The sequence below is a fragment of the Methylophilus sp. QUAN genome (assembly GCF_015354445.1).
In the GTDB taxonomy this organism is placed as follows: domain Bacteria; phylum Pseudomonadota; class Gammaproteobacteria; order Burkholderiales; family Methylophilaceae; genus Methylophilus.
Map to the genome: position 1 here is coordinate 251,114 of NZ_JADKYT010000001.1, position 12,598 is coordinate 263,711.

At 52.3% G+C, this 12,598-nt stretch carries 12 protein-coding genes; 8 read left to right on the plus strand and 4 right to left on the minus strand.

Translation table 11 applies throughout. From position 1 onward, the window contains the following. Positions 1 to 23: 23 nt before the first annotated feature. Positions 24 to 479, minus strand: a complete 456-nt coding sequence (gene nudB, locus INP79_RS01140) for a dihydroneopterin triphosphate diphosphatase (protein ID WP_194752601.1) — start codon at positions 477 to 479, stop codon at positions 24 to 26. Positions 480 to 619: 140 nt separating this feature from the next. Here nudB and INP79_RS01145 point away from each other — a divergent pair, with 140 nt between their 5' ends. Genes INP79_RS01145 through INP79_RS01155 form a run of 3 tightly spaced genes read left to right on the plus strand, consistent with a single transcriptional unit; the run spans position 620 to position 6,205 of the window. Continuing rightward, positions 620 to 1,951, plus strand: coding sequence for a TolC family protein (locus tag INP79_RS01145; RefSeq protein WP_194752602.1), 1,332 nt, complete (start codon positions 620 to 622; stop codon positions 1,949 to 1,951). Between the two features lie 6 nt (positions 1,952 to 1,957). After that, a complete protein-coding gene (locus INP79_RS01150; RefSeq protein ID WP_228519663.1) occupies positions 1,958 to 3,109 on the plus strand; it encodes an efflux RND transporter periplasmic adaptor subunit in 1,152 nt (383 codons plus the stop codon). Between the two features lie 3 nt (positions 3,110 to 3,112). After that, on the plus strand, positions 3,113 to 6,205 hold the full coding sequence (locus tag INP79_RS01155; RefSeq protein ID WP_194752603.1) for an efflux RND transporter permease subunit: 3,093 nt from the start codon (positions 3,113 to 3,115) through the stop codon (positions 6,203 to 6,205). Positions 6,206 to 6,511: 306 nt separating this feature from the next. On the opposite strand, the gene ispH is transcribed toward INP79_RS01155, so the two are convergent. Then, the gene (ispH, locus tag INP79_RS01160; RefSeq protein WP_194752604.1) at positions 6,512 to 7,486 is read right to left on the minus strand and encodes a 4-hydroxy-3-methylbut-2-enyl diphosphate reductase; all 975 of its coding nucleotides are present in this window, start codon (positions 7,484 to 7,486) and stop codon (positions 6,512 to 6,514) included. A 116-nt stretch (positions 7,487 to 7,602) separates the two neighbouring features. Between ispH and purU the strand changes: the two genes are divergently transcribed. Then, the gene (gene purU / locus INP79_RS01165; RefSeq protein WP_194752605.1) at positions 7,603 to 8,457 is read left to right on the plus strand and encodes a formyltetrahydrofolate deformylase; all 855 of its coding nucleotides are present in this window, start codon (positions 7,603 to 7,605) and stop codon (positions 8,455 to 8,457) included. A gap of 68 nt (positions 8,458 to 8,525) precedes the next feature. Here the strand turns inward: purU and lysA are convergent, their stop codons facing one another. Both lysA and INP79_RS15610 read right to left on the minus strand, forming a co-directional pair. Further along, positions 8,526 to 9,770: a diaminopimelate decarboxylase gene (gene lysA / locus INP79_RS01170; RefSeq protein ID WP_194752606.1), complete on the minus strand. Its 1,245-nt coding sequence runs from the start codon at positions 9,768 to 9,770 to the stop codon at positions 8,526 to 8,528. Then, positions 9,767 to 9,973, minus strand: a complete 207-nt coding sequence (locus tag INP79_RS15610; RefSeq protein ID WP_370583204.1) for a lipoprotein — start codon at positions 9,971 to 9,973, stop codon at positions 9,767 to 9,769. Before INP79_RS15610 ends, lysA begins: the two co-directional genes overlap by 4 nt. 131 nt (positions 9,974 to 10,104) lie before the next feature. On the opposite strand from INP79_RS15610, the gene INP79_RS01180 reads away from it, so the two are divergent. From INP79_RS01180 to INP79_RS01195, 4 genes are read left to right on the plus strand one after another with little or no spacing between them, the layout of a single operon-like run. After that, entirely contained in the window at positions 10,105 to 10,515 is a 411-nt protein-coding gene (locus INP79_RS01180; RefSeq protein ID WP_194752607.1) for a type IV pilin protein, read from the plus strand. Then, positions 10,515 to 11,027, plus strand: a complete 513-nt coding sequence (locus tag INP79_RS01185; RefSeq protein WP_194752608.1) for a GspH/FimT family pseudopilin — start codon at positions 10,515 to 10,517, stop codon at positions 11,025 to 11,027. Before INP79_RS01180 ends, INP79_RS01185 begins: the two co-directional genes overlap by 1 nt. Further along, entirely contained in the window at positions 11,021 to 11,425 is a 405-nt protein-coding gene (locus INP79_RS01190) for a hypothetical protein (protein ID WP_194752609.1), read from the plus strand. The genes INP79_RS01185 and INP79_RS01190 overlap by 7 nt, the downstream gene beginning before the upstream one ends. A gap of 17 nt (positions 11,426 to 11,442) precedes the next feature. Next, positions 11,443 to 12,576 (plus strand): PilW family protein, encoded by a 1,134-nt coding sequence (locus INP79_RS01195; RefSeq protein ID WP_255520484.1) that lies wholly within the window; start codon positions 11,443 to 11,445, stop codon positions 12,574 to 12,576. The last annotated feature ends 22 nt before the right edge of the window (positions 12,577 to 12,598 follow it).

A 12,598-nucleotide genomic window follows, 5' to 3' on the forward strand; every position in this document is an offset into this window, starting at 1 on the left:
TTTATCCCAATCAAAGCGGTTGCTCATAAACTAAGATGGTGGTGCTCCCCTAGTTTTTTCAAGGCGTCGACATTGGTCCAGCTGAATACTTTTTTAGCCGCCTCTCGCCAGTCTACCCATTCGTAACGGGTGTGCTCGTCTGGGGCCAGTGTGACGGGCAGGGTGGCTGGCAAACAGAGCCCAAACAGGTGCTCGGTGTTTTCTGTCACCCCGGGGGCGTAGCGGTAACGCCAGTGTGGGTAAATCTCATAGAGATTACTGGTTTGCCAATCCTGAAAATCATAAGCCAGCGCATCAAGGCCGGTCTCTTCTTTCACTTCGCGAATCGCGGCGTCATAGGGTGTTTCACCTGCTTCTATGCTGCCGGTGACTGATTGCCAGAAGCCTGTTTTGTCAGCGCGCTCGAGCAGCAGTACCTGCAAATCCGGAGTGTGAATCAAAATCAGGGCTGAAACGGGAATCTTATAGGGGTGTGTCATACAAATATTGTCTATAAATGCCAGCTTCTTGTCCATGGCGGCATGCGATTGAATATTTGATGTACTGAAAGATTGTCGTAAGCCGTAGTCAGTATTATCATCAAAAAAACAACATCATAGAGAACATAGGGAATGATTCAATGTTGAGGCGTCAGCTAGGCTGGGCATGCGTGATGCTGATGATGAGCGTGCAATGTTTACTGGCTGCAGATGCCGCAGCGGGCGGTATTGGTGATCTCGTTGCATTAAATCAATTGTCTTTACAGCAGGCAGAGCAGCTATTTGCTGGAGGCAACCGTGAATTGCTCGCCGCCAAGCGTGCCGTGGAAGGGGCTGAGGCGGATACCCTCATTGCGGGCCAACGTCCTAATCCTGTCTTATCGCTGGGGCTCTCCAGCGTCAATGTCAATCGCGGCCAGGGTAATCAAAACCAAAGTGGTGCCAATGGCCTCTGGGACAAAACCTATAACTCCGCTTTACAGGTCAGCCAGCTTTATGAGCGCGGCAACAAGCGCGAGCTGCGTACGGCGGTCGCCGAAAGTGCGGTCAAGGCCTCTGGTTTTGACCTGAAAGAAACTTACCGCCAGCAGGCACTGGCGATGGCCACCGCTTATTTTGACCTCAAGCTGGCACAGGAAACCCTGTTAATACAGCAGGCCAATGTGGGCTCTTATGACAAGACTTTGCAGGCTGCGCAGTTGCGGCTCAAGGCAGGTGATGTGGCCTCTGCCGATGTTGCGCGTATCCGTGTTGATGCCTTGCGTGCCAGCAATGATTTACGGCAGGCGCAAGCTACCTTGCAAAAGGCGCAAGCCATGCTGGCCTATTTGCTGGGTAAAGACCAGGATGCTTCTAAACTTTATGTGACCGACCCTTGGCCTAGCCTGCTGGCCGACCAACTGGCCGCGACAGAAAACAGCTGGTTGCCGCAACGCTCAGACGTGCAAGCCGCAGAGGCGCGCATGGAGCAAGCGCAACAGGCAAGAAAACTGGCTGAATCCCTTAAAACCCGTGACCTGACCTGGTCGCTGGCTTACCAACACTTTCCAGGGCAGGAGCCAGGCTCTGCACCAGATACGGTGGGCGCCTCGGTGAGTATTCCCTTGTTTACCAATTATCAATATGAAGGTGAGGCGGCGCGCGCCGAGGTCGGTTATACCAGCGCGATGGAAGCCAAAGAACAGGTCAGAGCCGCTGCCGTGGCTGAAATGCGCAGGGCCAAAGCCGATTTAGAGGCGGCCGTCGATAAAAACCGCCGCTTTGATCAGAGCATCCTCAGTGAAGCGCAACAGGCAGCAGATGCTGCCGAATTTGCTTACCAGCATGGTGCCATGAGTGTGATGGACCTGCTGGATGCGCGACGTATTTTGCGCGCCTTGCAACTGGAGTCTGTCAGTGTCAAAGCCGACTATGCCAAATCCCTCTCTGCCTGGCTGGCAGCCACCCGCCAGGCGTTCATCCCTCAAGACTAACTGCCTATGACCATGCCCAAATTCAATCCTGACACGACATTGACCGCCGCAGCCAAACGCAGCGTTGCGTTGGCCGTACTGGCTCTGGTGATTGCCGGTCAGGCAACTGCCGCAGACAAAAATGCTGGGAGTGCCCGTGACGCCAATGAAATCGTGCTTACCGCAGGGTCGCCACAGTTGAACAGTCTGAAAGTGGAACCTGTGAATGAGATTCCGGTGCCCGTGACTGAACCGTTGAACGGCAAGATTGTATTTGATGAAAATCGGACAGCACGCATTTTTTCCCCGGTGGCCGGGCGGGCGTTGAGCATTAAGGCCCAGGTTGGGGATGCCGTAAAAGCGGGTCAGACTTTGCTGGTGATGGACTCACCCGATGTAGGTGGCGCGGTAGCCGATGTGCGTAAAGCCCAGGCTGATATGCAACTGAAACAGCAGGCGCTGGAACGTAGCCGCATGCTGGTGGATCACGGCGTGCTGGCGAAGAAGGAAGTAGAAGTAGCGCAGGCCGATTGGGCAACGTCACGTGCAGAATCGGAGCGGGCCGGTGCGAGATTAAAAAACCTGGGGGTTTCAACCGCAGCCAATGATAATTATGCGGTGCGCTCGCCGATTGCTGGCATTGTGGTCGACCGTAAAATCAATCCTGGCAGTGAGGTGCGGCCGGATGGTACAGATCCTTTATTTATTGTCACGGATCCTGGCTATTTATGGGCCAGTATCGACCTGCCTGAGCGAGAGTTGAGCCGGATTTCGCAAGGGCAGAAGCTAAGTGTGCAGGTCGATGCTTATCCTGACGAAGTGTTTAATGGTGAAGTGAAAACCATAGGTGTCATGGTCGACCCGACCACACGTCGCATCCCCGTGCGTTGCACGGTAGATAGTAAAGGCAAACTCAAGCCGGAAATGTATGCGCGCATCACGCCGCTGGATAATAGCCAGCATCGCGTGATTCGTTTACCCAACAGTGCGCTGATTACTGAAGGTTTATACAGCTATGTGTTTGTGGAAGAGCGGCCGTTGCACTTTAAAAAGCGCAAAGTCACGCTGGACTTGCAACGTCGGGAATACGCTACGGTGAAAGACGGCTTGAAAGCGGGGGAGCGTGTGGTGGTCGGTGGTGCAATTTTATTGAACTCTGATCTGTCGGTGAGTAAATAGAGCATGCTAAGAGGCTTAATTACTTTCTCGCTGCAACAACGGGTATTTTTACTCATAGGCGCAGTCGTGCTGACCATTTTTGGTTGGGTCGCGGTGCAAAACCTGCCGATTGAAGCGTTCCCGGATGTAGAAGATGTACACGTGATTATTGTGACGCAGTCACCCGGCATGGCACCCGAAGAGGTAGAGCGCGTCGTCTCGCTACCCATAGAGCACGGCATGAGCGGTGTGCCTGGCCTGGCACAAATCCGTTCGGTGTCTATCACCGGCCTTTCCGTGGTCACGCTGACATTTGCCGAGCGCACGGAAGATTATTTTGCCAGGCAGCAGGTGCTGGAGCGCTTGCAGGGCGTGAGCTTGCCAACTGGCCTGCAACCCACCTTGGCGCCGTTGACAACCGCGGTCGGTGAGGTCTACCGCTACCTGGTCGAAGCGCCTAAAGACATGCCACAACGTGAGATCCGCGCCATACAAGACTGGAAAATTATTCCACAATTGCGCATGGTGCCTGGCGTCGCCGATATCACCAGTTTTGGTGGCACGGTCAAAGAATACCAAATCAAGCTCGATCCTTACCGACTGAAAAAATTTGCCGTCAGCATAGACCAGGTGAACCAGGCGGTTGGTAACAACAGTAGCAATGTGGGTGGTGGCCTGATGCACCGGGGCGATGAGTCGCTGGTGGTACGCGGTATCGGGCTCTATCACAGCCTGGATGATATTGCGCAGTCGGTGGTGGATACGCGCGATGGCAAGCCTATCCTGGTGAGTGATCTTGGCCAGGTGGTGATTGGCGACCGGCCGCGTTCGGGCATTGTCTCGTTTAACCAACAAGATGACATTATCGAAGGCATTGTCTTGATGACCAAAGGCCAAAATGCGGCCAAGGTGATTGAAGCGTTGCGCGAAAAAGTGGATGTGGTGAATCAATCCCTGCCAGCCGGGGTCAAGGTGGTGCCTTTTTATGACCGCACTGGCCTGGTGCAGCACACCGTGCATACCGTGTCTGAAAACCTGGTTGTTGGCGCTTTGCTGGTGGTGACGATTCTGGTGGTGTTTTTGCGTAACTGGCGGGCTGCGCTGATTGTGGCTTCTGTCATCCCGTTGTCTTTGTTGTTTGCGTTTATCGTGATGGACCTGCGAGGCGTTTCGGCCAATCTGATTTCGCTGGGGGCGGTCGACTTTGGCATTATTATCGACAGCGCGGTGGTGCTGGTCGAGGCGCTTATGGTGCGGCTGGCTATGGCAGAAGTGGATAAAAACCCGACGCACACGGGCCTGGCCTGGCGCATGCAAACCCTTAAAAGCACGGCTATTGATATGGGGCATCCCATCCTGTTCTCCAAGGCTATTATCATCACTGCCTTTCTGCCTATTTTTACCTTTCAGCGGGTGGAAGGCAAAATTTTTTCCCCTATGGCGTTTACACTCAGCTTCGCTTTACTAGGCGCGATTATCCTGACCCTAACCCTGGTGCCCGCGTTGCTGTCCTACACCATGAGCCGCGAAGACATGGCTGAAAAACATAGCGACTGGATGCATCGCCTGCAGGAAGCCTATCGCAATATCCTGCTCAAAAGCAGCCAATCCCGGGCACTGGTGGTGATTGCCTCAGTCGCCATTCTTGGCGTGTCTGTGGTCTCTGCCCCTATGCTGGGGTCTGAGTTTTTGCCCAAGCTGGACGAAGGTAATATCTGGCTCACGGTCGATTTACCGCCTTCTGCCAGTCTCGAGAAAACCAAGGACGTCGAGCGCGAAATCAGGAAGATTCTCAATAGCTACCAGGAGGTACGTCTGGTGGTGGCGCATGTCGGGCGGCCAGATGATGGCACGGATCCTAAAGGGCCGTATCACATGGAAATTCTGGCTGATCTCAAGCCGCATAGTGAGTGGAAGTTCGTTGATAAAGAAGCGCTGATTAAAGATATGTCGCGCCGCATCCATGAGATTCCTGGCGTGCCGACCAACTTTTCACAAGTGATTCAGGATAGCGTGGAAGAGGCGCTGTCTGGCGTGAAGGGCGAAATCGCGGTCAAGATTTTTGGCCCCGATTTGGCGATTCTTGAGCAAAAAGCCGCTGAGGTCGTTGATGCCATGAATACCGTGCAGGGGGCAACCGATGTGGCGGCGGTGCGTATTTCAGGTAATTCAGAACTGGATATCACGCTCAACCGTAATCAGTTATCACGTTATGGTTTGATGGTGGGCGACGTGAATACTACTGTGCAAACGGCACTGGCCGGTAACCCAGCCAATACGTTTTACGATGGTGACCGCCATTTTGATGTGACCCTGCGCCTGGATAGGCCTTTCAGGGATTCTGTCGATGATATTGATGAGTTACCGATTGCTTTGCCTAATGGCGGCGGCAGTATCCCGTTGAGCGAAGTGGCAGAGGTGACGATCAAGCAAGGTGCTTCGCGCGTCAGCCGTGAGGCGGGCGCACGCATTGTGTCGATCAAGGCCAATATCACAGACAGGGACCAGGGCAGCTTCGTCAAAGAGGCGATGCAAACGGTGAAGGCGCAGGTCAAATTGCCGCCTGGCTATACCATGACCTGGGGCGGCCAGTTTGAAAACCAGCAACGTGCCATGAAGCGCCTGATGGTGATTGTGCCATTGTCTGTGCTGCTGATTTTTGTGTTGTTGTTCTGGGCGTTCAAGTCGGTGAAAAATGCCTTGCTGGTGTTATTGATGATTCCGTTTACGCTGGTGGGTGGTTTGGCCGGTTTGGCTGTGGCAGGCCTGCATTTGTCAGTGTCAGCGGCGGTGGGTTTTATTGCGCTGGCCGGTATTTCGGTGCAAAACGGTGTGATTATGGTCGAACAGATTAAAAACCTGATGCGTGAAGGGCGCAGTGTGGCGGAGTCCGTGATTGATGGTGCCGTGGCCAGGTTGCGGCCGATTTTAATGACAGCATTGATGGCCGGGCTGGGCTTGATGCCAGCGGCGCTATCGCATGGCATCGGCTCTGAAACACAGCGGCCTTTTGCCGTGGTGATTGTCGGCGGTTTGATCACGGCCACCTTGTTCACCTTGCTGCTGCTGCCTTTGTTGTTCCCACTATTCTCAGATGTACGTCGTCGCAAATCCTGATGGGCTGGTTTTAAGAAACCAGTATGGTGGTTTATTTCAGCCAGTCAGCGCGCTTGAATATGCATGAAAGTAATTAATTGTCTAAAAATCAATGGGTTGCGGTTTTTGGGGAGTTGGCACGTTAAATGCAGTAAGGAAGATAGTCACTCAGCTTGCAGGTTGGGCGATCATCTCCAAAATGTCAGTATTGAAGCAACTGCATATAACCATAACAACGAGCAATCTTTCCCCGATTATCCTTTCCCGAGGATATTGCTTGCCCCAAGCTCTCGAGCTTGGGTTTTTTTTGCCCAGAATGCGGGTGAATTACCCGTTTGACTGACCTTGATTGCGTTTTTCGGCGTTGACCAGGTTTTTGGGTAACTGGAATACGACGTTTTCAACCACGCCTTGCAGCTCTTCAACGTGGGCCGCCCCCATGTTTTGCAAGGCTGTAATCACTTCTTTCACCAGCACCTCAGGCGCAGACGCCCCCGCAGAAATGCCGACTTTGCGTTTGCCTATGAGCCACTCGGCTTGCAAATGGCTGGCGTTGTCGACCATATAGGCTTCCACGCCCTGGTTTTTGGCGACTTCGCGCAGGCGGTTAGAGTTTGAGCTATTGGGTGAGCCGACAATAATCACCAGATCGCAATCTTTGGCCATGATTTTGACCGCATCCTGGCGGTTTTGCGTGGCGTAACAAATGTCATCGCTTTTAGGCGCTTTGATCGTTGGAAAGCGTACTTTCAAGGCATTGATGACCTGGGTAGCGTCATCCACTGACAGTGTGGTTTGTGTGACATAAGCCAGTTTGTCAGGATCTGCCACTTGCAGTGCGTCCACATCTTCCGGCGTTTCGACCAGATGCATGCCTGCTTCAGACTGACCCATGGTGCCTTCGACCTCGGGATGGCCTTTGTGGCCAATCATGATGATTTCCAGACCATCTTTGCGCATCTTGGCGACTTCGATGTGCACCTTGGTGACCAGCGGGCAGGTGGCATCAAAGGCAGTCAGTCCGCGCGACTCTGCCTCTGCGCGCACGGCTTTGGACACGCCATGGGCACTGAAAATGACAATGCTGCCTGCCGGAATCTTTTCCAGTTCATCGACAAAAATGGCCCCTTTGTCACGTAACTGGCCGACGACAAACTTGTTGTGTACCACTTCATTACGCACATAAATCGGTGCGCCGAATTTCTCCAGTGCTTGTTCAACAATAATGATGGCGCGGTCCACGCCAGCACAAAAGCCGCGTGGGTTGGCGAGTACGATGTCGGGTGTAGCGTGTGTTTGCATAAATCAATTCCGTGAAGGATGCTGCTGCATCGCGCGGGTGAAAACCAATGTCAACCACAAGGTCTGGCAGGCATCAGGTATAATCTGCATTTTTGTCGCTCGTTGAAGCCCATGTTATGAAAAACACTGCTACTTTGCTGATTACCTGCCCGGATACCAAAGGGATTGTGGCGGCGATTGCGCAATTTTTATATGAGCACAATGCCAATATTTTACACGCAGACCAGCATCAGGATGCGGAAAATAATCTGTTTTTGATGCGCGTGGAATGGGATCTGAGCGATTTCAATGTCGCCGTGGCCGATTTTGAACAGGCGTTTGGCCCGGTAGCGCAACGTTTTGACATGACCTGGCAACTCAAATTGTCTGAGCAGAAAACACGCATGGCGATCATGGTGTCGCAATACGATCATTGTCTGGTTGACTTGTTGCATCGTCATCACAGTGGTGAGTTAGCGTGTGATATTCCGCTGATTATCAGTAATCACCGTGATACAGAAAAGCTGGCGCAATTTTACGGCATTGATTTCCACTATCTGCCCATGACCAAAGATACCAAGGTCGAGGTCGAAGCGCAGCAATTTGCCTTGTTTGACCAATATGGTGTGGATTTAATTGTGTTGGCACGTTATATGCAGATTTTGTCGCCGGACTTTGTCGCGCGTTATCCGCAAAAAATCATCAATATTCACCACTCATTCCTGCCCGCGTTTATTGGTGCACGCCCTTACCACCGTGCATTTGAACGTGGGGTGAAGTTGATTGGGGCGACCAGCCACTATGTGACGGAAGTGCTGGATGAAGGGCCGATTATTGAGCAGGATCTGGCGCGTATTTCTCACCGCGACCAGGTAGAAGACCTGATCCAAAAGGGTAGAGACTTGGAGCGTGTAGTACTCTCCAAAGCTGTGCGCTGGCATATCGAGCACCGTATTTTGCTCTACGCGAACAAGACGGTGATTTTTGATTAAATCATATGTATTGCAAATAAAAAAACCGAAGCTTAAAGCTTCGGTTTTTTTATTGGGTGCCGTGCGTCTTATGGCAGCGTGCGTTCCAGTTTAAACAGGTCAGCAATCTGCTCGCGTTCGCGGATCACATGCACCTGGTCACCATCCACCAAGACTTCTGCCGCACGGGCACGCGTGTTGTAGTTGCTGGCCATGCTCATGCCATAGGCGCCAGCAGAATGAATCGCCAGGTAATCGCCTTCCTCAATTGACAATGTGCGGTCATGACCTAAAAAGTCACCGCTTTCACACACCGGGCCGACAATTTCATACACTTGCGCGGTAGCCGTTGATGGCGCAATGGTGGTGATGTTGTGGAATGCGTCATACAGGGCAGGGCGCATCAGGTCGTTCATGGCCGCATCGACAATGGCGAAGTTTTTCGATTCGCCCGGTTTGAGGTACTCGACCTTGGTCAGCAATACACCGGCATTGCCGACCAGTGCGCGGCCTGGTTCAAACAGCACTTTCACGTTTCTGCCCGCCAGTTTTTGCAAAATAGCAGCGGTATAGGCAGCAAAGTCTGGTGGCGTTTCATCGCTGTAAGTAATGCCGACGCCGCCGCCCACATCAATATGCTGGATATGAATGCCTTTGGCAGCCAATGCATCTACCAGGCCTAGTACTTTATCCAGTGCATCGAGGAAAGGCGAGAGCTCGGTGATTTGCGAGCCGATATGGCAATCCACACCATGTACTTCAATGTTAGGCAGTTGCGCCGCCTTTTCATACAGGCTCAGCGCATCTTCAAACGCCACGCCAAATTTGTTGTTCTTCAAGCCGGTAGAAATATAAGGGTGGGTTTTGGCATCCACATTCGGGTTCACCCGCAATGAAACCGGCGCTTGTTTGCCCAGGCTGGCCGCAACTTGCTGGATGCGATCCAGTTCATTCACGGACTCGACGTTAAAGCAAAAAATACCCGCTTCGAGTGCGGCTTTAATTTCAGCATGTGATTTGCCTACGCCCGAGAACACCACTTTTTTCGGGTCACCGCCTGCTGCCAATACACGCGCCAATTCGCCGCCAGACACAATATCAAACCCGGCCCCTAACCTGGCAAACAGGTTCAAAATTGCCAGGCTGGGGTTGGCTTTTACGGCAAAACATATCAAATGATCGTGGCCGACCAAGCCAGCCTGAAAGCGCTCGAAGGCCTGAGTTAATGCGGCACGTGAATAGACGTACGTTGGTGTTTGATGGGCGTGTGCAATGTCACGCAGGGCTACATTCTCGGCATGCAGCAAGCCTTGTTGGGTCAAAAAAGCGGTCACGATGTTGAGTTACTTGGTTGAGGTTGAGGGTATTGGCGTTCAGGAATGTACAAGTCTCCCTTGAGGCCGCAGGCACTCAGTTGGGCCAATAACAGGGCCATTGCCAAGAGTCGTATCCAGCCGGAGCACATGATATGCATGTCCAATATAAACCAAAGACTGAATTTTACCACTAAACCCATGCCTGACCGATTGAAACACATTTGAGGGGATTAACGCTGTGTAGATCGGATAGGACGACCGTTTGTCGGCCAGATGTCACCACTGGTCGGCTAACACTGGACATGACAATGTCAGCTTTGCATGATAAGCCTATCTAAATAGGGAGCCTATCATGCAGCATACAAGCCAACAGGGATTCAGCCTGATCGAAGTCATGATTGTGGTCGCAATTATCGGCCTGCTGGCCAGTATTGCAGTGCCTGGCTATCAGGACTATGTGAAGAGTGGCAATGCCGCAGAGGCCCCTGCAAATTTGGCAAATTGCCGAGTACAGGCCGAGCAGTTTTATCAGGATAACTTTACCTATGTGGGATTTGTATGCAATCCAGCAGATGCCAAATTTTTTGACTACGCGGTGAATGACCAGACGGCGACCACCTACACTTTGACTGCGACAGGAAAGTCCACACAAAACATGGGTAATTTTGGGTTTACTGTGAATCAGGACAACCTTAAAACTTCCACCTATGATGGAACCGCGGGCGCAAGCTGCTGGTTGACCTCATCTTCTGGGAGTTGCTGATGCGGCAGCATGGGTTCACGTTGATCGAGATGGTCGTCACCGTGGCGGTACTGATCGCGGTGAGTACCATTGCGATTCCTGCTTTTCAAACCTCGATAGGCAATGCGCAAATCCGTACCGTTGCCGAGTCCATACGGAATGGCTTGCAACTCGCTAGGGGGGAGGCTATCAAGCGCAATGGTCGGATCAGATTTACATTACAAAACAGCGGTGCTTGGCAAATTGGTTGCGTCACCGTCGCGGCAGATTGCCCCGCGGTAATTACCCAGAAAAGTGCCGTTGAGGGGGCATCAAGCAATACAACAGTGAGTGCCGATAACAATAGCGTCGTGTTTAGTGGCTTTGGAACCCGTGACCTTGCTGCGGCGGCTGCTTTAACCGTCGTCAATGTCACGAATGCACAAGTAAAAAACGAGGAGCGAAGAGCCTTGCGTGTCATGTTGAATGCCGGTGGCTATGTCAAAGTCTGCGATCCCACTGTCACTGCAGCGGGGGATACAAGAGCATGTTAAAACATATTGCAAAAGCCGTGCCGACCACACCTGGTACGCAAACAGGGTCGATTCTAATTGAGGCCATGGTGGCGGTGACCATTTTTAGTATGGGCGTGCTAGCGTTGGTTGGTTTGCAGAGCGCCATGATTAAAAATAGTAGTGATAACCGCTATCGTGCTGAAGCGCAACTGATCGCTCAAACACATATTGCTAACATGATGGCCTACGGCGCAGATGCCGCCACTTATATTGCTCAGGTCGATAAAGATAAAATCAAAACCCAATTGCCCAATGGTACGCTCACCTTTTCTGCACTCACCAATAGCATGGTGACGGTGAGTGTGGCTTGGCAAGTACCCGGCGGCAACCGCCATCAAGTGAATGCCTCCAGTTATCTGTTTGAGGTGATGCCGTGATGGGGTCTATCAATATTATGCGCTGTCAATCACGGGCGCACAGGCAGGCTGGCATGAGCCTGGTAGAGCTGTTGGTTGGTCTTCTGATCGGGTTGGTAGCCACCTTGGCCATCAGCAACCTCTTCAGTGGTTTTGAGGCGCGTAAACGTGTGATTGCCGGCGGTGCTGATGCTCAATCCAGTGGCGTATTAGCCATGTATTACATGCAGCGTGATGCGCAGAATGCCGGTTTTGGTTTGCCTTTATATAACAGCAGCGATCCGTCGCCATTGCTGTGCCCTATGGACACCTCTATCAATCAGGCGGGGGTCGTCATCAATTTGTCACCCGTGGTGATTGTAGATGGTGGAGCGGGTAACGATACGCTACGTATCCGTTACGGTAATCCTGCCAGCGGCGGTGCATCCTTGCGCGCGACAGGCAACATGGCTGCGCCAACATTGGATGGTCGTTTGATTGGTTGCCAAGAGAACGATGTTGTCCTGTTTCATCAGACACCGGATAACCCGAACTGCAGCATGGCACGTTTGCAAAAACTTAATCCTGACCGGGCAATTAATGCACTCTCAGAGTTAAATACCATGCCTACCGAAAGGCCCGTGACGGATCTGAACGGCGCAGATTGGGTCAGGTTCTCGTGTCTCGGTGTGTGGAACCAATACGAATATACCGTCAATGCCAATTTTGAGTTAAACAGAACGGGGGGCACAGCTGGTACTAATCCTTTTCCAAACAGCGCACCTGTCCCTGTAGCAAGTGACATTGTCTCTTTGCAAGCACAATACGGCGTCACTACGACACCCGATCCTGCGTCTACCTCCGCCACAGGCGCGGGCTTTTTAAATCGCGTAGATCAGTGGATGGACGCCACCGGCACCTTTGGCCCAGGCATGGCGCTGATTGACAGAAACCGGATTCGTGCGATCAGGATTGCAGTCGTGTCCAGGGATGGCAATTTGCAAAAAAACAATGTCAGCCAAGCGTGTAATGGCAACGAGGCCGGCTTGAGCAGGGTCTGTATCTGGCGCTCTGATGCGACGCCAGCCAATGTCAACTTGGCGACGATTCCTAACTGGCAACGCTATCGTTATCGTGTGTTTGAAGCCACGATTCCCCTCCGAAATATTCTTTGGAATCGCGATGCACTATAAACATTCAAATTTCATTCATTAC